The organism is Peribacillus sp. BM1 (genome assembly GCF_056679975.1).
The window spans coordinates 3,285,829-3,306,270 of sequence record NZ_CM155259.1 but is presented as its reverse complement, the minus strand read 5'-3'; the positions used below and the strand labels follow the sequence as shown (position 1 = coordinate 3,306,270).

21 protein-coding genes are annotated in these 20,442 nt (G+C 37.7%); 15 read left to right on the top strand and 6 right to left on the bottom strand.

Annotated elements, in window-relative coordinates; all coding sequences use genetic code 11:
- Nucleotides 1-179 precede the first annotated feature (179 nt).
- From AC1MGI_RS15975 to AC1MGI_RS15915, 13 genes are all read left to right on the top strand, one after another.
- On the top strand, nt 180-1,895 hold the full coding sequence (locus tag AC1MGI_RS15975) for an ABC transporter ATP-binding protein (protein ID WP_480346161.1): 1,716 nt from the start codon (nt 180-182) through the stop codon (nt 1,893-1,895).
- A 241-nt stretch (nt 1,896-2,136) separates the two neighbouring features.
- Nucleotides 2,137-2,856: a hypothetical protein gene (locus AC1MGI_RS15970; RefSeq protein WP_480349817.1), complete on the top strand. Its 720-nt coding sequence runs from the start codon at nt 2,137-2,139 to the stop codon at nt 2,854-2,856.
- Nucleotides 2,857-3,118: 262 nt separating this feature from the next.
- Nucleotides 3,119-4,105: a cation diffusion facilitator family transporter gene (locus AC1MGI_RS15965; protein ID WP_480346159.1), complete on the top strand. Its 987-nt coding sequence runs from the start codon at nt 3,119-3,121 to the stop codon at nt 4,103-4,105.
- Between the two features lie 126 nt (nt 4,106-4,231).
- A complete protein-coding gene (locus AC1MGI_RS15960; protein ID WP_480346157.1) occupies nt 4,232-5,008 on the top strand; it encodes a nucleotidyltransferase domain-containing protein in 777 nt (258 codons plus the stop codon).
- 97 nt (nt 5,009-5,105) lie between these two features.
- Complete coding sequence (locus tag AC1MGI_RS15955) at nt 5,106-5,861, top strand: Cof-type HAD-IIB family hydrolase (protein WP_480346155.1); 756 nt, start codon at nt 5,106-5,108, stop codon at nt 5,859-5,861.
- A 286-nt stretch (nt 5,862-6,147) separates the two neighbouring features.
- Nucleotides 6,148-6,834, top strand: coding sequence for a nuclease/transposase family protein (locus AC1MGI_RS15950; RefSeq protein ID WP_480346153.1), 687 nt, complete (start codon nt 6,148-6,150; stop codon nt 6,832-6,834).
- Nucleotides 6,835-6,858: 24 nt separating this feature from the next.
- Complete coding sequence (locus AC1MGI_RS15945) at nt 6,859-7,125, top strand: transposase (RefSeq protein WP_480346150.1); 267 nt, start codon at nt 6,859-6,861, stop codon at nt 7,123-7,125.
- A 24-nt stretch (nt 7,126-7,149) separates the two neighbouring features.
- A complete protein-coding gene (locus tag AC1MGI_RS15940; protein WP_480349815.1) occupies nt 7,150-7,482 on the top strand; it encodes a zinc ribbon domain-containing protein in 333 nt (110 codons plus the stop codon).
- Between the two features lie 552 nt (nt 7,483-8,034).
- Nucleotides 8,035-9,696 carry a peptide ABC transporter substrate-binding protein gene (locus AC1MGI_RS15935; RefSeq protein WP_480346148.1) on the top strand — a complete coding sequence of 554 codons (1,662 nt, stop codon included), beginning with the start codon at nt 8,035-8,037 and terminating at the stop codon, nt 9,694-9,696.
- 162 nt (nt 9,697-9,858) lie between these two features.
- Nucleotides 9,859-10,788: an ABC transporter permease gene (locus AC1MGI_RS15930; protein ID WP_480346146.1), complete on the top strand. Its 930-nt coding sequence runs from the start codon at nt 9,859-9,861 to the stop codon at nt 10,786-10,788.
- Complete coding sequence (locus AC1MGI_RS15925) at nt 10,788-11,717, top strand: ABC transporter permease (protein ID WP_480346145.1); 930 nt, start codon at nt 10,788-10,790, stop codon at nt 11,715-11,717. The genes AC1MGI_RS15930 and AC1MGI_RS15925 overlap by 1 nt, the downstream gene beginning before the upstream one ends.
- Before the next feature lie 16 nt (nt 11,718-11,733).
- A complete protein-coding gene (locus AC1MGI_RS15920; protein WP_480346143.1) occupies nt 11,734-12,762 on the top strand; it encodes an ABC transporter ATP-binding protein in 1,029 nt (342 codons plus the stop codon).
- Complete coding sequence (locus tag AC1MGI_RS15915) at nt 12,759-13,751, top strand: ABC transporter ATP-binding protein (RefSeq protein ID WP_480346141.1); 993 nt, start codon at nt 12,759-12,761, stop codon at nt 13,749-13,751. The genes AC1MGI_RS15920 and AC1MGI_RS15915 overlap by 4 nt, the downstream gene beginning before the upstream one ends.
- Before the next feature lie 110 nt (nt 13,752-13,861).
- Here the strand turns inward: AC1MGI_RS15915 and AC1MGI_RS15910 are convergent, their stop codons facing one another.
- The 4 genes from AC1MGI_RS15910 to AC1MGI_RS15895 all read right to left on the bottom strand — a co-directional run bounded on the left by AC1MGI_RS15910 (nt 13,862) and on the right by AC1MGI_RS15895 (nt 17,997).
- Entirely contained in the window at nt 13,862-15,103 is a 1,242-nt protein-coding gene (locus tag AC1MGI_RS15910; RefSeq protein WP_480346140.1) for a multidrug effflux MFS transporter, read from the bottom strand.
- Between the two features lie 530 nt (nt 15,104-15,633).
- Nucleotides 15,634-16,158, bottom strand: coding sequence for a DUF2179 domain-containing protein (locus AC1MGI_RS15905; protein ID WP_480349812.1), 525 nt, complete (start codon nt 16,156-16,158; stop codon nt 15,634-15,636).
- 522 nt (nt 16,159-16,680) lie between these two features.
- Complete coding sequence (locus tag AC1MGI_RS15900; protein ID WP_480349810.1) at nt 16,681-17,736, bottom strand: lactonase family protein; 1,056 nt, start codon at nt 17,734-17,736, stop codon at nt 16,681-16,683.
- A gap of 84 nt (nt 17,737-17,820) precedes the next feature.
- Nucleotides 17,821-17,997, bottom strand: coding sequence for a hypothetical protein (locus tag AC1MGI_RS15895; protein ID WP_480346138.1), 177 nt, complete (start codon nt 17,995-17,997; stop codon nt 17,821-17,823).
- A 277-nt stretch (nt 17,998-18,274) separates the two neighbouring features.
- Here AC1MGI_RS15895 and AC1MGI_RS15890 point away from each other — a divergent pair, with 277 nt between their 5' ends.
- Both AC1MGI_RS15890 and AC1MGI_RS15885 read left to right on the top strand, forming a co-directional pair.
- Nucleotides 18,275-19,177, top strand: coding sequence for an AEC family transporter (locus tag AC1MGI_RS15890; protein ID WP_480346136.1), 903 nt, complete (start codon nt 18,275-18,277; stop codon nt 19,175-19,177).
- Nucleotides 19,178-19,505: 328 nt separating this feature from the next.
- A complete protein-coding gene (locus AC1MGI_RS15885) occupies nt 19,506-19,916 on the top strand; it encodes a hypothetical protein (RefSeq protein ID WP_480346135.1) in 411 nt (136 codons plus the stop codon).
- A 48-nt stretch (nt 19,917-19,964) separates the two neighbouring features.
- Here AC1MGI_RS15885 and AC1MGI_RS15880 read toward each other — a convergent pair whose 3' ends face one another.
- The gene (locus tag AC1MGI_RS15880) at nt 19,965-20,075 is read right to left on the bottom strand and encodes a hypothetical protein (RefSeq protein ID WP_480349809.1); all 111 of its coding nucleotides are present in this window, start codon (nt 20,073-20,075) and stop codon (nt 19,965-19,967) included.
- A 115-nt stretch (nt 20,076-20,190) separates the two neighbouring features.
- Nucleotides 20,191-20,424 (bottom strand): hypothetical protein, encoded by a 234-nt coding sequence (locus AC1MGI_RS15875; RefSeq protein WP_480346133.1) that lies wholly within the window; start codon nt 20,422-20,424, stop codon nt 20,191-20,193.
- Nucleotides 20,425-20,442 lie beyond the last annotated feature (18 nt).

The window sequence follows — 20,442 nt, the reverse complement described above, 5'->3', positions numbered from 1 at the left end:
CAGCAAACCTTCTACATGAAATTGTGTGCGTAAAAAGAATATTCAGAAATAAAAATGCTCAAATTTCAAGTACTCCAAGACTTCATTCGGAGTAAGGGGGTATTCCTTATTTTAGAGCACTTGTTTATTTTCTTTGCTGGTCCTATAATTCTAGTATTATAGGAAAGGGGATACGATTAATGATTCGACGATTTTATTCTTATTATAAGCCACACCGGCGTTTGTTTGTGATTGACTTTAGCTGTGCAGTTATCGTGGCTTTACTTGAATTGGCCTTTCCGCTAGCTGTGCAATGGTTCATTGATAGCTTGCTTCCAGGTGAGGATTGGCCAACAATCGTAACCGTAAGTGTTGGTTTGTTAGTGCTATACATAATCAGTACGTTATTGCAGTATATCGTGAACTATTGGGGACATATGCTCGGAATCAATATAGAAACAGACATGCGTCAGCAGCTGTTTCAACATGTACAAAAGCAATCTTTTAAATTTTTTGATAATACGAAAACAGGTCATATTATGAGTAGAATTACCAATGATTTATTTGATATTGGCGAGCTTGCCCATCATGGACCAGAGGATTTATTCATTGCCGTTATGACATTCTTCGGTGCTTTTTGGATCATGATGACGATCAATATCCAACTTGCTCTTGTGACAGTTTGTATTATACCGTTTCTTGTTGTGCTTATTGTATTCAGTAATATGAAAATGAACAAAGCCTGGAAGCAGATGTACACGGAAGTGGCGGATGTGAATGCACGTGTGGAAGACAGTGTATCAGGCGTACGTGTAGTCCAATCTTTTACAAATGAAAAGTATGAAATGGACCGATTCGCTGTCAATAACAAGAAATTCAGAAGAGCAAAGCTACGCGGCTATAAAGTGATGTCCTTCAGCTCATCGGGAATATACATGATGACTCGCTTCATGACTCTTGCCGTATTGGTAGTTGGTGCTTGGTTAGTATACGAAAACCGTCTATCGTACGGTCAAATGGTAGGGTTTGTCTTATATGTGAATGTGTTATTTAAACCTGTAGATAAAATCAGCGCCTTGATGGAGTTGTATCCAAAAGGGATGGCTGGCTTTAAGCGATTTACCGAGCTTCTTGATGTCAATCCAGATGTACAAGATAAGCCGGGTGCTGAGGTTGTTGCGTCGTTACACGGTGACATCTCATTTTCAAATGTCAGCTTTGGTTATGATGATAAAAGAACGGTATTAAACGAGATTGATTTGACCATTCAAGCTGGTGAAACAGTTGCCTTTGTCGGTCCATCTGGTGCTGGAAAAACTACAATCTGCTCGTTGATTCCAAGATTCTACGATGTTACAAAAGGTAGCATTAAAATCGACGGGATTGATATTCGAGAGATGACAAAGCAATCACTACGATCACAAATTGGTATTGTGCAGCAAGATGTGTTTTTGTTTACTGGAACTTTGAAAGAAAACATAGCTTATGGAATGCTATGTGCAACAGACGAACAAATTCATGATGCCGCAAAAAAGGCACATCTTGAAAGCTTTGTTGCTGGACTTCCAGATGGTTACGAAACCCAAATTGGTGAGCGTGGTCTAAAATTATCTGGCGGACAGAAACAGCGGATCGCCATTGCGCGGATGTTCTTGAAAAATCCGCCAATCTTAATCCTCGATGAAGCCACATCGGCATTGGATACAGAGACAGAGATGATTATTCAAGAAGCATTATCGGAGCTTGCTGTGAACAGAACGACTTTAGTTATTGCCCACAGGCTAGCAACGATTCGTAACGCTGACCGGATAGTAGTTGTTACTGAAGAAGGAATTGCAGAGCAAGGGAAGCATGATGAGTTGATTGATCAGGGTGGAATATTCGCGAACTTGCATCGCGTACAGTTTCAAAGATAGAACATAGAGTGAGGACGCCCCAAAAGGCTCAGACTCAGTACTAAACTTACGTACATTTCATGTGAATTGTATGTAATAGTTGCGGAGTCTAACCCTTTTCTTATGGGTCGTCCTTATTTTTTATGTATAAGAAACTTTAAATCCACAGCACATTTTCTTATCTCATGTTACTCACTGTTGTTAAATATCCTGAGATTTTGATAAACTGATAAAAAGAAGATTCAGAGGAGTGTTTTGTTTGGTGAATGCTGTATATAAAATCCCGCCTGTAGGCGAGTTTTTAACTTTCGAAAATAGGGAAGAATACATTGAGAAAGGTTTAGAATGGAGTTTGTTTACCGCCAGATCGGTTAAAGATGAAGTATGGTTTAAAACGCCCCATTATCAAGGGAAAGTAAAGCTTGCAGGTTTCCAGGTTTACTCGAATGGCTTTAACACGATTGTTGTAGAATTTGAAGATGGTTCACTAAGCTGTATTCATCCAGCTTATTTGAAGGAAATGCAAAGTAACAGCTTTGGCAAGGAATTATTGAGCGGTCCGGCTGAAGAAACAGCAATTGAGGTTACGAATGACACCATTGAAGCGTTAGTCGAAGAACTTGTACCTGAAAAAGAATCGAAGCCTAAAGAAAAAAAACCAAAAAAAGAAAAGAAGCCTAAATTAGCGCTACCTGAAGATAAAGTTCACTTCACCGCCAAAATCAAAGAATTTACCGCAAAAATGAATCATTTCACTGGTGAGGAAGATGAAGTGATTCTGTTGGAAAACGTTCAGATTACCGGAGAATCAGAGTTATTTATTGGCGATGCGTGGTGTGCCTATAGCAAGACGTTAAAAAAACTTGAGTTAGAAGAACAAGACCAGCTTGAATTTGACGGTAAAATCGTTGATAAAAAATTTAATAAAGAAATCCTGTATAAGATAAATAACCCGTCAAAATTAAAAAAAGAAGTGGACTAACAATGTAAATTCACTAAATTGATTTTTTTAACAAAAACCTTACTAAATCTTTAAACGAAATAGGAATTATGATAAATAAGGTGGAATAATTTCGAAACATAAGAGGTAATTTACTAAAGTGGAATGATCCAAATGAGCAGAAGGACATGTTTAGTGGAGAAGCAGAAATGGGTACATTTCTTAATATAAGGTAAAAAAGGAAGACTACTGCTATCGCCCAATTTTAGTCTTTAACTATTACATAAGAAAGAGGAACCTGCCTATGAGTGAATTACTTAAATTACTGAAGCAAGGTAATAAATCAGCGATTATCGCTGCTTGTGTTAACGCAATTATTGCTATCTTAAAAGCAGTCGCTTATTTCATGACCGGAAATGTCGCGATGTTTGCCGAAATGTTACATAGTATAGGAGATGCGGCCAATCAATTCTTCGTATTTGTTGGCTCAGCTCTAAGTAAAAAAGCACCTACAGACCGTTTTCCAGAAGGCTTTGGTCGACTTGTTAACCTCGTATTATTGGGAGCTGTACTTATCGTAGGAATCATGTCGTATGAAACAATTAAAGAAGGGATTCACCATATCATTCATCCAGCTCAATCTACTGGGATCGCCATCAATCTTGCTGTTCTTATTGTAGCAGTACTTCTTGAAACGTATGTATTATTTAAAGCGATGAAAGAAGTACTTCATGAAACAGGAATAGAAGCAAAAGGATTTGCGATTGTTACGAAAAGCTTTGGTGCTTATAAAAAAGCGAAACCAGCAACAAAACTGGTGTTTTTAGAAGACTTCGTTGCTACAGCTGGAGGAGTTCTCGCTATTGTGGCTATTTTATTGTCACATTACACTGCGTTTGCTCAAGCAGAAGGGATTGCTTCTGTCATGATTGGGGGGATGATGTTCTTTGTAGTAGGTAGAGTCTTCTTAGATAATGCAGCTGGTGTACTCGGAGAATCTGATATAGAAATCCGAAATAAAATTGGCAATATGGTCATTCAGGATCCAGACGTGAAAGATATTCAAGAAATCACCGTATTAAAAGAAGGGGAGCATCTACATGTCGAACTAGAAGTGGAACTGGATGCATCGATTACGATAGCTGAAGCTGATGATATAAAAGATCGGTTAGTTGAAGCGATCAGCAAGGAAAGAGGTGTCACGGACGTCATGGTCGAATTCGATGAAGATGATGGGGTTCAGACATGGAAGGAAAGTTCTGCAGAACCAAATGTCTCTGATGAAAAATAATAGAAAACGGATCTAACAAAAAAAGCCTGCCTATCTTCATTATGTCAGGCCTTTTTGTTGTGAAAATTCGCAATTTCTATTATGGTTTAAAGGTAGCTGGGGAATTCAAGTGTAAGGAGGGAGAAAATGAAATCCATTATACGTCAAGAATTGAAGCGAATTGAACAAGAATTTGATGTAACGATTGTTTATGCATGTGAATCTGGAAGTAGGGCATGGGGTTTCCCTTCTAAAGACAGTGACTATGATGTTCGTTTTATTTACGTCCACAAACCAGAATGGTATTTATCGATTGATAACAATAAGCGAGACGTGATTGAAATTCCAATTAATGATTTACTTGACATAAATGGATGGGAAATCACAAAAGCGTTACGATTGTTCCGCAAATCCAATCCACCTCTTTTAGAATGGATGCATTCAAGCATTGAGTATTACACGGCCTATTCTACGATCCAGCAAATGCGTAACTTGGAGAATAGTATGTTTACCCCTATCTCCTGCATGTATCATTATTTACATATGGCCAAAGGCAATTATCGGGACTACTTACAGAAGAATTCTGTGAAAATCAAGAAATATTTTTACGTTTTACGTCCGTTACTAGCTGCAAAGTGGATTGAAACATACAATGAAGTCCCGCCAATTGAATTTCAAGTTCTATTAGCAGTATTAGTTCCTGATGGAAAATTGAAGGACGAAATTACAACTTTGCTAGAGAGAAAAATAGCAGGTGATGAATTAGATTATGAGCCAAGAATACAGATAATCAATCAATTTATCGAAAGTGAAATCCCTCGTCTTGAACAATATGCAAAATCTTTACATAAGGAAGTTACTGATCCAACAACAGACTTAAATCTGCTATTTAGAGACACGCTGCAAGAGGTGTGGGCAAATTAAAAATAACAAGCTATATTTCCTCTTCAGCTGGAGATTAAGTATAAAAATGAAAAAGCGAATGAAATTCAACTGATACGCTCGAAAGGATGAAATCAAAATGTCAGAATATATATTGAGAAATGAAATAAAATTAATTGCTTTGGATATGGACGGAACACTCTTAGATCCAGACAATAAAGTGACACAAGAGAATCGTCATGCCATTAGAGCGGCTGAGGAACAAGGAGTTCGTGTTGTACTAAGTACCGGTCGTACTTATGCAACCTGCAGTGATTATGCGAAATCATTAGAACTATCTTCGTATCTAGTCACAGTGAATGGCAGTGAAATTTATAACGAGCAGGGAAAACTTGTAGAGAGAAATATTGTCCAAACAGATTTTGTAAAATGGATGCTTGATTTAAGTAAGCAATATGGAACAGACTTCTGGGCTGTCAGCTGTGATCGAGTGTATCGAGAAGATATACCTGGAGACCTTTTCGCATCAGAGTGGTTGAAATTTGGATTTAATACGCATGATGATAAAGCACGTGAAGAAATTATCCAGCTGCTTAAAGAAAATGGTCAGCTTGAAATCAGTAATTCTAGTCCAACGAATATTGAAGTGAACGCTCTTGGCATTAATAAAGCTAAAGCGATTGAAGTCGTCTGTAACCGCCTTGGGATCAGCATGAACGAGGTAATGGCGGTTGGCGATAGTTTGAATGATATTATGATGATTAAGGAAGCGGGTCTTGGCATTGCGATGGGAAATGCACAGGATATCGTGAAGGAGACAGCGGACTGGATTACAGCAACAAATGAAGAAAGTGGTGTCGCCAAAGCAATTGAAAAATGGGTATTAAAATCATAAAAAAAGAAGGTCTGACAGAATTTTGTTAGACTTTCTTTTTTATGGCGAAAAAAATTATAAATCAGGACTTAAAACCTGAAAAACAAAGGGTGATTTACGGAATTTTCAGAATTATCAATCCCGCTTCTTCAGAGTTGGGATGGTAGTGAGGTCGAAACAGGCATGTCTTAGACATGCCTGTTTCGATTTTTTGTGATTTAAGTGAACGTATCATTTGTAATTAGAGCATACGTTCTGTATGGTTTAATTATTTAATTATTCGAATAATTAGAAAGGAGGAAACACCGTGTTTGTGACTCATTCATTTAAAATATCGTATGATAAAAAATTGTATTCGGAGTTAAGGATCATGCAGCGAGAAGCAGCTTCCGTTTGGAACGATATAGTCAGAGAAGCCACTTCTTATTATTTTTCTTTTAAAAAGTGGTTAAGTAAAACGGAAATCCAAGCGATTCGGAAACAAACGTATCATCTTCATTCTCAAACTGTTCAAGCTATTGCAGATAAATATGCGGCCAATCGTGAAACCATTCGTCAGCTACGAGTAACGGACAAAAAAGCAAAATATCCGTGGCAAAGAAAATCCTATTATTGTATTCCATTAAAAAAAGCGTCCATGGATGTTTCTAAAGAAATCATCACGATTAAAAAAGTGGAATATGGATTCAAACTGTCAGACCTCTTAACCAAAAAGAAAACGAAAAATTGGAATGAAAAGGTACCTAAGAAAAACAAATGTGTCCCCCTTCCTAATCGTTCAAAAGAAGATTTAAAAACCTGTAACTACGCGGAGATCGTTTGGAGAAACGGAGCCTACTGGTTTTGTTATTCTGTATCGGTACCAGAAAAAGACACGTCATCGTATGCTTTTAAAGCGGCGGGTGGAGATTTAGGTGAAATTCACTCCGTAACGGTAGCGACCGAGGATCGAGCATTCGTCGTTTCGGGTCGAGCGATGCGTAGTATTTCTTAATTCCGTGCAAAGGTAGTAGCCGATTTGAGTAAGAAAATGTCTCGGTGTAAAAAGGGCTCTCGTCAATGGAAAAAATATAAACAGGCAAGAGAACGAATTCGACAAAAGACAAAAAATCAGCTGGAAGAGTTGGAACATAAGACAACAAAAGAAGTTCTTTCTTTTTTAGAAGAAGAAAAAGTAACGAACTTTGTCATCGGAAACGTATCCGGTATTGAAAAAAATACAAATAAAAATAGGGAAAAGAAACGGAAAACCAATAAAAAAAGACGACAACAATTATCGTTATGAAATCAGGGGAAAGTCAAACAAAAGCTGACATACAAAGCCCAATTAAAAGGGATCAGTCTGGAAGAAACAAAAGAAAGCTATACCTCCCAAGATTGTCCGTTTTGTGGGGGGCGACACCAAGCAAAAGGAAGAAACTTCATATGTTCTGTTCATAAAACAGAAATCCATCGTGATGTGAATGGAACGCAAAATATTGTGCGCAAGAAATATCACATGGAAACGAAACCACTCCTTTCGGTTTTATATAAGCAACCGGTTTGGCATAAGCGTTTTTTGTCCATAGAAGAAAGACAAAAAGTAAAACATCCAAACGATCAACCGAAAAAAGAGAAAAGTATCGCCGGACGGACGGCGTAGTAGGCACAGACCTTGCCCTTTCGATGGACTGTTTTTCTATTGAGAGTTGTTCGTCTAAGTTTTGCCTCTGCGACTTCCTTTGGGAGTGTGTAAGTGAAATGTTTGCGAAAAAGAATCCCGCTGCTTTAGCTGGAAGGCACTAAAAAAGTAACTCATTTTGAAAGTAGCAAAGATTTTCATCGATATACAGACAATAGAAGAAGCTAACAATCTATATATAGTAGGTCGTTAGCTTCTTTTTCTCTTTAAAAGGACTTTTTCAGTGGCCTCCTTTAGCGGTGGGAGTGGTCAAATATAAGTAAAATATTAGTATTTATTAAAGGGGAAATAAAACAGTTGTCGAATTTGTAATATTGTGACAATTAAAAAGGAAAGGGTGATCCTACTTTTTAAATGGCTGACAATGGCTTTTGTGAGAATGGGGGGACACGCTTCACATATCAATATTGGAAATAAAATAAATAATTGATATTCAATTGTAGTTTTCGTAATAGGTTTGCATTGAAAGGCAACTCGTCTATTTCAAATATGATGAAAAAAGGAGGGATTTGTTTGAAACGAAATAAATATTCATTGTTTGCTCTTGCTTTGGCGTTAATGGTAGTGATTTCAGGATGTAATAGTTTTGGAGAATCGGAAAAAACAACGACTAAAGACTCGGGGAAAAGTGATGGAAAAAAAGAAGTAGTAGAAAAGGTTTTGAATCTAAATAATAGCTCTGAACCAGGATCGTTGCACCCAGGCACAGCTCAAGGTACACATGATTCATGGATTTTGGAACATGCTTTTGAAGGATTGACAAAGAAAACGCCCGAAGGTGAAATCATTGATGGAATGGCGTCTGTTCCGACAAGCGATGATGGAATCAATTGGACCTTTAAAATTAAAGAAGACATGAAATGGTCAAATGGAGACCCCGTAACAGCACATGATTTTGAATTTGCTTGGAAATATGCACTTGCTCCTGAAACAGCTTCTGACTATGCCTATCAACTGTTTTATCTTGAAGGGGCAGAAGCTTACAATGGGGGGGAAGGGACAGTCGATCAAGTTGGCGTAAAAGCGAAAGACGATGTAACACTTGAAGTGAAGCTTGCTCAAGCTACTCCATACTTCCTTGATTTAACTTCTTTCTATACGTATTATCCGATTAATAAAAAAGTTCAAGAAGAAAATCCGAAATGGTTCACAGAAGCAACGAGCTATGTTTCAAATGGACCATTTAAGTTAACAGAGTGGAAACATAAAGAAAGTGTTAAGTTAGAGAAAAATGAAAATTATTATGAGAAAGATAAAATTAATTTAGATGTTGTCAACTTTATCATTCTTGAAGATGAAAACACAGCATGGCAAATGTATAAATCCGGTGAATTGGATTTAGCGTATCCCCTACCACAAGATGTTCAAGGACAACTAGCACAATCTGATGATAAAGAATTCCATAATGGACCAGATTTATCTGTTTATTATTACAATTTAAATAACGATGTAAAACCATTCAATAACGTAAAAGTTAGAAGGGCATTAAGTATGGCGATTGACCGAAAAACGATTACGGAAAATGTCGCCCAAGGTGGTCAACAGCCAGCATATTCAGTAGTACCTCCAGGTATTCCTGATGTGAATGGTGACTACCAAGATAATACAGGAGACCTTTTCTCAGAAGGTATTGAAGAAGCAAAGAAATTACTGGCAGAAGGATTAGCAGAGGAAGGAATGGATAAACTTCCTGAATTCTCTATTTTATTCAATACTTCTGAAGGTCACCAAAAAATTGCTGAAGCTGTGCAAGAGATGTGGCGCAAGAACCTTGGAGTAACTGTAACGCTTGAAAATACCGAATTCCAAGTGAAACTTGACCGTGAAAAAGCCGGTGAATATCAAGTTTCTCGTGCTGGATGGATTGGCGACTATGTAGATCCGATGACATTTATGGATTTATGGACTTCTGAAAGTGCATACAATGATGCGAATTGGAAAAATGCTGAATACGATAAATGGATAGCTGAAGCAAAACAGACAATGGATCAACAAGTTCGTATGGATAATATGCATAAAGCTGAAAAACTGCTAATGGATGAAATGCCGATTATCCCAATCTATTTTTATACGAAGCCACATACGGTTAAAGAATATGTGACGGGCGTTTATACACCAATCAACAGATATCCTCAATTTATTTATGCAGATGTTGATATGGATGCTAAAGAATAATTGCTATGGAAAATCGGAGGCGTGTCCTGTTATTGGGCATGCCCTCTTTTTCCATTGCAATATTCACAATCAAAAAAGGTCTTCAATAAAGCGGGAATTTCCATCCGTGGGGGGGCTTACTGCCCGTTAAGCGTAGGATAAAGAGGATTGGGGTGATTGATTATGTTGAAATATGTCTTACATCGCTTTATGTGGGCGATTATTACTTTATGGGCAACCATTACGATTACCTTTATTATTATGCATAGTATTCCAGGTGACCCATTTGCAAAAGAAGGTACAATGCCTGAATCAGTATACGAAAATTTACAGCGTCATTATAATTTGGACAAACCAAAAATTATCCAGTATTTCTTTTATCTCAAACAAGTGGCTCTATTAGATTTTGGTCCATCATTGAAATCTAAGACATTAACAGTAAATGATTACATTGAAAAAGGTTTCCCGGTTTCCTTTCATCTAGGTGCTCAAGCTATGATTATTGCTGTTTTCTTTGGCTTAATATTAGGAGTCATCGCTTCATTGTATCGAAATCGTTGGCCAGATTATACATCGATGATTATTGCAATTATTGGAATATCTGTTCCAAGTTTTGTGTTGGCCACGTTACTCATTAATTTCTTGGCAGTTAAATGGTCCTTTTTTCCAGTAGCGACATGGAAATCTTGGAGCCATACAGTATTACCATCCATTGCACTTGCGATGATGCCGCTTGCTTATATCGCGAGATTGATGAGAACAAGCATGATTGAAGTCTTAAATCAGGATTATATTTTAACGGCTAAAGCAAAAGGGTTACGAAAGAATGCAGTGATCATTAAACATGCAATTCGTAATGCTTTGATGCCAGTCGTTACGATTTTAGGTATATTAACGGCGAATGTTGTAACGGGAAGTTTCGTTATTGAACATATATTTGGAATTCCAGGGATTGGGGAAATGTTTGTAAAAGGGATTATGAACCGTGATTATCCAGTCATTCTTGGATCAACTGTTTTTTACAGCGCGATTCTCATCTTTTTAATTTTTATCGTCGATGTGGTTTACACATGGATTGATCCTAGAATTAAAGTGACGGGGGCGAGCAAATAATGGCAGGGAAAATAGAAGTAACCGAAGAAATGTTTATACCGGCAGAAAATAATTTTCAAGAGGCTGATCGGATATCCAGACCAACGATCTCCTATTGGAGTGATGTATGGCGGCGACTGCGCGCAAATAAGCTAGCTATGACAGGACTGGTACTGATTATACTGTTATGCTTGATGGCGATTTTTGGTCCATATATGAACGGCTTTACCTATTATGAACAGGATTTTACGAAGAAGAACTTAGGGCCAAATGCGGAGCACTGGTTTGGAACTGACGCTTCGGGAAGAGATTTATTTACGAGAGCTTGGTACGGAGCGCGAATTTCATTATTTATTGGTTTAATGGCTGCCCTGATAGACTTCATGTTGGGAGTTATCTATGGAGGGATTTCGGCAATCAGGGGCGGGAGAACGGATAATATCATGATGCGTATTGCCGAGGTAATTTACTCAATTCCATATTTACTCATGGTGATTCTAATCATGGTCGTACTAAAGCCTGGTATTTTTCCAATCATTATTGCTATGACGATTACCGGGTGGATTCCGATGGCACGTCTTGTCCGTGGGCAAGTGCTGCAATTAAAGGAGAATGAATATGTTCAGGCGGCTAAAGTTGCGGGTGCAAAATTAAGCTGGACACTGAGAAAACATTTAATACCGAATTCGATGGGACCCATTCTGGTAAACGTCACCTTAACGATACCGACTGCCATTTTTGCTGAAGCAACCTTGAGTTTCCTTGGGCTTGGAATTCAACCGCCGCAAGCTAGTTGGGGAAGCTTAACAAATGATGCACTTGGAAGTATATTAATCGGCAATTTCTATCAGCTAGCTATTCCTGCATTATTGATTTCATTAACGATGTTTGCGTTTAATGTTTTGGGGGATGGATTGCAGGATGCATTGGATCCAAAACTTCGTGAGTAGAAAAGGAGGACCGAGAATGGGGAAGTTATTAGAAGTGAAGAATTTACGAATTGACTTTAAAACATATGGCGGTGAAGTTCATGCGGTTAGAGGCGTCAATTTTGAAGTTAAGCAAGGGGAAACAATCGGTATAGTGGGTGAGTCTGGATGCGGTAAAAGTGTGACAGCAAAAGCAATTATGAAACTCTTAGCCGCGCCGCCTGCTCGATATAAAGAAGGGTCTATCACATTTAATGGAAAAAATTTAATTGAAGCATCGGAACGAGAAATGGAGAGAATTCGAGGTAATGAGATTAGTATGATTTTTCAAGATCCAATGACGTCCTTAAACCCAACGAGCAAAGTTGGCGTACAAATCATGGAGTCTATTGTAAAGCATAATCAAATTTCCGGGAAGAAAGCGTATAACCATGCGTTAGAAACGTTAAAGCTTGTTGGCATACCTCAGCCTGAAAAGCGAATGGAGCAGTACCCACATGAGTTTTCTGGAGGAATGAGACAAAGAGCGATGATTGCGATGGCATTGGTTTGTCAGCCTAAACTATTAATAGCAGATGAACCGACAACAGCATTGGACGTTACGATTCAAGCCCAAATACTTGAGTTAATGAAAGATATTCAAAAGCAATCAGAAACAGCCATTATTTTAATTACCCATGATTTAGGAGTAGTTGCGGAAATATGTGATCGGGTCGTTGTCATGTATGCGGGGAAAGTAGTCGAATCAGGAACTGTTTTAGAGATTTTTCAAAATCCAGAGCATCCGTATACTAAAGGGTTGTTGAAATCTGTACCTCGCTTCGATATGGATAAGTCTGTTCCGTTATCGCCCATTATTGGTTCACCACCAGATTTATTTTCACCTCCTAAAGGTTGCTCCTTCTATCCAAGATGTGATTACGCGATGAAAATATGTAAAGACCATGACCCGGAGCTTGAAGATGTAGGAAATGGTCAAATCACTGCTTGTTGGCTACAACATCCAATGGCAAAAGCAATGAATACAAATACAGCAACAAATGTGGGAGGGGGGATGAATCCATGACACTGTTCGTAAAAAACGTAGAACTAGATGAGGATTCAAAGAAGAAAGTTCCCCTTGTTCAGGTGAAAAATTTACGGAAATACTTTCCAGTAGGAAAACAGAAGCTAAAAGCGGTGGATGGCTTGAATTTTGATATTTATGAAGGGGAAACAGTTGGTCTTGTAGGAGAATCAGGCTGTGGCAAATCCACTGCAGGAAGAACGATGATCCGTTTATATGAACCAACAGATGGAGAAGTTTTGTTTCAGGGAAATAATATTTATGACCATTCTGAAAAGAAAATGGCAAAAATACGTAGAGATATTCAGCTGATTTTTCAAGATCCTTATGCATCTTTAAACCCTAGAATGACAGTTGAAGAGATTATCGGCGAGCCACTAACCATCCATGGTGTCGTGAAAGGGAAAGAGAAAAAGAAGCGGGTTGAAGAATTATTAAAACTTGTTGGGCTTAGTCCTGAGCATATTAATCGATACCCACATGAATTCAGCGGAGGGCAGCGTCAAAGAATTGGCATTGCACGGGCACTTGCTTTAAATCCTAAATTTATCGTCTGTGATGAACCAATTTCTGCTTTGGATGTATCGATTCAGGCTCAAGTAGTGAATCTACTAAAAGAATTACAGAAAGAAATGGGTTTAACGTATCTTTTCATCGCACATGATTTGTCGATGGTGAAATATATTTCCGATCGGATCCTTGTCATGTATCTTGGTAAAATGATGGAGTTTTCAGACAGTGAAACATTATGCAACGAACCGCTTCACCCGTACACTAAAGCATTACTTTCGGCTGTACCCATTCCAGACCCTACAATGAAAAGAGAACGTATCGTGTTGAGCGGGGATGTGCCTAGTCCAATTAATCCGCCTAGTGGCTGTGTATTCCGTACTCGCTGTCCAAATGCGATGGAAATTTGTTCATCAGCTGTTCCAGAATGGAAGGAACAAAAACCGGGTCATTTTGTAGCGTGTCATCTATTTTGGTAAAGTAATTGACGATTTGCCATTTTGAACGTATTCATCAAGCACAATTTTTCAAACTTCGGATAACACCATGTAAAAGCTGATCAATTGTTGATCAGCTTTTACATGGAATATTAATTGGTTCCTTGCTTGGTTTGCTTAAATCTCCCTACCAGTACAAAATAAATCACTAACGCTCCCACGTCGGCAATAGCAATAATTATTCCCATAGGTAAAGCGGTATTTTCTCCACCTATACCAACAAAAGGAGCAACAATTCCCCCAAATAGAAACGTCATCAGTCCAATTAAAGCGGAGGCGCTTCCTGCAGAATTTGCCTGATCTTTCATTGCAAGTGAGAAGGTAGATGTATTGATCATACCGACACAGGATACCAGAATGAACAAAGGAATAAGAATGCCGAATAATCCTGCGTTTAATAAAATCATAATAAACAAGCTGATCCCTGCTCCTGCACTAAGTCCAAGACCAATAATTAGAAGTCTTGTTTCACCAAAGCGTGCAGCCAATTTTCCAGTTAGTTGAGTAACGATAATAATTCCGACCCCATTAACTGCAAAGCATAAACTGAACATTTGTGGTGAAAGCTGATAAATATTTTGTAGAACAAATGGGGAACCAGCAATATATGCGAACAGCCCTGCCCCAATTAATCCTTGAGAAAGTGCGTAGCCCATAAATAAACGATTACCAATAATCTTTCTAAATGTTAGGAAGGTTTGCTTCAGTCCACCTTTGGAGCGACGTTCTGAAGGGAGCGTTTCACCTAAACCTGAAATAACAAAAAACAATGTAATCATGCCAATTAAACTAAGGACAAAAAATATCCCTCTCCAAGAGGTAAACTCTAGCAACTGACCACCAGCAATCGGAGCTAAAATCGGTGCGGCTCCATTTACGAGCATTAACAGTGCAAAAAACTTAGTGAGCTCAGTCCCAGAGTATAGATCTCTCACAATCGCTCTCGAAATGACTATACCAACAGCTCCTGCTACACCTTGAATGAACCGCAAAATAACAAATATTCCGATAGAGGGGGCGATGATACATAGCAATGATGATAAAATGTAGAGCAATAGTCCAGCAAGTAACGGTTTTTGGCGCCCCCTAACATCACTTAGTGGCCCAGCGAAGATTTGCCCAATGGCAAGTCCGACCATACATGCAGTCAAGCTGAGCTGCGCGTATGATGTGGTTGTATTCAAATCATCCGCGAGTACTGGTAAAGCCGGCAAGTACATATCAAGAGACAAAGGTCCAAACGCGGACAATGTACCCAGTATTAAAGCAAGCCATAAACGTTTTGATTTACTTGGGATTTTTGGTGTATCTAAACTTACATGTACCTGATTCATTCCATTTTCCCCTACCTCAATTACATTAATTTCTTACTGAATATTCTTAAATTTATCACAAAAAGGAATGATTTACATTAGTTGAGTGGAAAAATATTATTTTAAAGTCGTATTTTTAAAAATTCCATAGCTACTACTCTACACAAAATGGATTTAGTACCTGTTATTCATATAGCCATTTATGATAAGAGATATTCCAAAATCTAACAAGATGTTTAGACGTATCAATTGGTTTATCCCGCTTTAACGGGCAGTAAAACCTACACTGATTGAAGTTTCACTTTATAGTAGAATCTACCTGAATACAGACGTACTTTTACAAGAATTTTTATACAAAATCCTAAAAAAGTCATAGAAAGTAGGAGGGAATGTCAAGAATGACTGACTTTGGGAGGCAAGCCTGTGCTCTTTTGACTTTACGGTGCGTGTCTCCCTTAGATACTGTGTGAGGATTTAACTACTAGCTAATGCGATCTAAATAAAAAGAGCAGCAATCAAATTGGATTGATCACTACTCTACATCTATTGGACTAAAATCTCTTATTCATTTTCATTCTGGCCAGCATAAAGCCGCCTTTAAATCTAGTAGGTTCATAAGAAATTATGAATGCCTTAGGTTCGAATTTTTCGATTGTCGCATACAGCTCATTTTCTCGATTTCGTTTCGTTAAAATATCTATGCGATAACGATTTCCGTCGCGTCCTTCGCCGATATGAAGCGTCACACCAAAACCGAGCGTACGAAGTGTTTCAATTAATTCATTGTTTTTTTGTTGTGTATTTGCAACAACATTAATATACCCAATTGCTAATTTTCGTTCAATTTTTGTACCTAAAATAATACCTAGTCCAAAACCGACTGCATAAACAATCATCGCGATTAAATTTTGATCGCCACCGAAAACGAGGGAAAGTCCAAACACATAAATTAACATTTCCAAAATCCCAATGACAGACGCGAGAGATGTGACTCCTTTGACTAAGAAGATCGTTCTTAGAGTAAGCAGCGGAACATAAGCTAATTGCAATAATAAAATGAGTAGAATTTCTTTCATCATGACCACCTCGGGATATATCGTTAAAGTGAAACGTCCATTAGTAAGGGGACTTACTTCCCCCACTGATGGTTAGTGCCGTTCGTCGCTAAATCTTCACGCTTTGTTAAAGCGACACTAAGAGCCCGATTCAATGAACACAGACTAAGTTGCACAGCTTCCTTCAGTTCTTCGTCTGTGTGACCCACATTTTGCGGGATTAAACTATACTTTTACTTTCGCATCGGTACGTTTCATTGTATCTCACCAATCGGGCTAATAAGGGCAGGTGTCCCACTTAGAATTTCTAATTTCATAGCTGCATTCAGTAGTGGGCATGCTGTCCGTAAAAGTGAGATAAACACATTTCATAATATAGTACAAAAATGTGAGAATCACAATGGGATGAATTACCTTGTTTCAAATGATCCGTTTAATATAGAAAACACAAGGATCTAAATAATTCCAAGTAGTTGAATTTGAAACGATTGTGGATAAATAAAAGCAGAGATCATAAAAAAATCTCTGCTTCTCCCAAATTGATTAATTTGGTAAAAATTTCACACATACTGGATATGGAACAGCAACATTGGATTGTTCTAATGTTAGTTTTCCAGTTTCTGTATTACGAGAATAGAGAACAAGGTTGCCTGACTGTTCATTAGAAGCAACCAAGAATTTTTCAGTTGGATCTAATACGAAATCACGCGGCCAATTGCCCTCAGTAAAAGTATGCTCAATGAAGGTCAATTCTCCTGTTTCGTTATTTACGCTGAACAGGGCAATGCTGTTATGTCCACGATTCCCGACATATACAAAACGACCGTCAGACGATAAATGAATGGCACCTCCTTGACTATTTTCTGTGAAATCTGCTGGAATAGCAGAAATATATTGAACTTCAGTAAACTTCGCATCTTCACTATTATAGGACATGACGATAACTTCATTGCTGAGCTCTGTCATTACATAAGCAAATTTGCCATTAGGATGAAAGGCGATATGTCTTGGCCCACTGCCTGGTTTGACAGATAAGCTATTTTTGATTTCAAGTGAGTTATTTTCAATGCTATACGTTACGATTTTATCAATGCCAAGATCGACCACGACAGCATATTTCTCATCAGGAGTAAAACCTGAAAAATGAACATGTGACTTCTCTTGACGCTCTACATTTGGCCCAGACCCTGTATGTTGAACGAAAGCTGAAACTGGAGCCACTTTCCCTCCATCCGTATTATATAATTCGGCCGTACCGCGATGATAATACCCAGTTAGGACCTTTTCATTCGTATGGTTCACACTAACGTGACAAGGCGATGAACCAGGAGAAACTTCAGAATTCAATAGAGTAAGTTTACCATTTTCTTCTGATATTTTGTAAGAAGATAATCCGCCAAACTCACCTTCTTTCCCGACTGCATACAATGTTTGACTATCTGCTGTGACCGTTATATAGGTTGGATTTTCCAGCTCTGCAGCTAGAGTTGGAGTACTTAATTCTTTTTTCTCAGTATCAAGTGTAAATGTATAGATTCCTTTACTGTCGCCTTTTGTATATGTACCAATATACCCTCTAAAAACTGTCATTTTTTTCAGCCTCCATTTATTTCTTCAAATATATCTTACCATAAACTCTCTTTATTCAGACAAGTCTATGCTCAATCAAACGATATGTCACATTTAAGAGAATGAAGTGATCCAGATCATCACGGTTAAAACTAAAAGAACAATAAGCATAGATCCAACAATTCTTTCATTACGGATGTCTTCATTTTTAACAATTCTTTTTAATAGGGTCGTTGCATTTAAAAATACAGCCACAGTAATTAGCGGAATAATAAAATAAAAATAGTCCATATAATCGCATACACCTCTAATATAGATTATCCTTATTATACCAAATTATAAATCTTTAAAAGTATAATGGCATTTTCCGCGGAAAAAGGGTGTGGCTTCGCAAAATCAGCCCAGCAAAGCCAACTTCATAAGGTGATACAATTTGCGAACCTGAACATTTTTCATCGTTTCAGTTGAAATCAGATGCTTATGGATGTTTTTTAAGAGGGTAAGTATTTTGATTTTGCTAGAAAAGTGGTACTCTTATCAGTACATAACATTGATGAAGGTGAGTCAAATGGGATTTTTAGGAGTATTACTGCCGATTTTTGCGATATTTATTTTAGGGTTTATTGGTCAAAAGAAGTTTCACTTTGATACAAAAGTCATTTCGACAATGGCACTTTATTTAATGAGTCCGTTTCTAGTCTTTCGGACATTCTATACAACAGAATTTGATAAAGACTATTTATATCTGATTCTCTATGCATTTAGCCTTTGCTTAGCTCTAATTCTTCTTGTATACGTTGTGGCATTCTTTCGAAAATATGATATTAGAGAAACATGCGCGATGATTTTAGCATCTTCGTTCATGAATAGTGGGAATTATGGAACGCCAGTTGTTTTTCTATTGTTCGGCGCAGCAGGTCTTAAGTACGCGATTGTTTTGATGGTGATTCAGCAAATGGTTATGTGCACAGTGGGGGTGTATTATGCTGCTAAAGGAAGTCCTGAAGGAAATGGGATCAAATCAGCGCTCCGTGCCGTAAGCAGAATGCCAATCGTTTATGGGGCAATCGCCGGCATTTTATTTAAATATATGGGAATCTCTTTAACTGATCCGATGCTAGCAGCAGTCAGTCTTGTTGCGGATGCAGCGATCCCAACTATAATGATAACGCTTGGGATGCAACTTGCTAATATTTCTATAAAAAATGTAGCTATCAATAAATTGTCATTATCACTAATTCTTAAACTGGCCATATCCCCAATTATCGCGTTTTGTATCTCATTATTCTTACCAGTAGATGATCTTGTTAAACAAATTATGATTATTATGGCTGCGATGCCGACTGCGGCGAATACAACGATGTACGCATTGCAGTATAATACAGATCCCGAATTTGTATCAAGTGCGACATTTATAAGTACAGTGTTAAGTTTAATAACGCTGCCAGTCGTATTCTTTATTGTGATTTAACCCAAAATTGAACTTCGCATTAGCTGATATCCAGTAGGGTTAGGCCAGATATCAATTGAAAAAAGAGGAATAGTAAAATAAGTAACGCATAAACTTAATTCATTCAACCAATCATTAAGAAATGAAATTATTTCTCGGGAAAGCGCAAGATTTTACAATTTTTTTGAAAATAGCAATTATTTTTTCGGAATAATACGATTAATAGCGAACGATATCGAAAAATCTCCAAATTGAATCGTGAGACGAGCTTTTTTAAACACCACGACTTAATATAGAAAGTACTATATGATCCTAGTTGCTGAAAAAAGATGATAATGGGGGAAATCATATGTTGCAAACGACTATAGAACTTATAAATCGTGAAGAAATCGAAGGTATATTAAAAGAAATAGTTAAAGCTGAGTATGAAGAAGTGCGGGAAGAAGGATTGCTGCTGTGTATGGAATGTGGTGATGTTGATTTATATATTGCAGCCTCACATCATGAAGGTCTTCAAGAGGCCATTAATAAGAACTTTGAAACAGATGAGTGTGGCGATGTTATCGACCGTAAGCTACATCAGCAACTTATGGATGATTTATTTGAATATTTTCTTGAACTTCATAAAGAAAGCGGGTTTTTCGATTTCTACCCAGCTGGATTATATATTGTGAATGGTGAGAAACGGGGATCTGAAACAGATATGCTGGCTCCTAAGGGATTGTTTTATGCCCCGTTTGAAGATGCACGGACTGATTAAATAGATGTAAAAAACCGACAATTGTCGGTTTTTTTATTGGGGACAAATTCAGGATTTCATCACATAGGGAAATTGAAGGATAAAGCAAGTACCTTCATCTAATTTACTATAAACTTCATGTTTCCCATGCGTTCTTTTGATTATATCAAAGGAAATCATTAGACCAAGTCCCGTACCTTTTGTTTTGGTTGAAATGAAGTTTTCCACCTTTTTGATCGATTGATTCAATTCCATTTTTTAAGAAATTTAAGATCAGTTGCTTCTTAAACTCGTTCTAATTTCCAATCATCGTTAAATTTTCATCTGTATGTACAATAATTTCTACGTTTGAATATGCAGAATACGGCCTCATAAAATCGGCGTTTTCGATTAAAGAAGTGCTAACAGAGAATATTTCGGTATGTATATTGCCAGGTCTGGAAAGTGAGAGAAAATTATTGATAATATGGTGCGTTCTATCGAGCTCGGTAAGTGAAATAGAAATATACATTTTTTGATCTTTAGTCAAGCTTTCTTCATCCTTCAA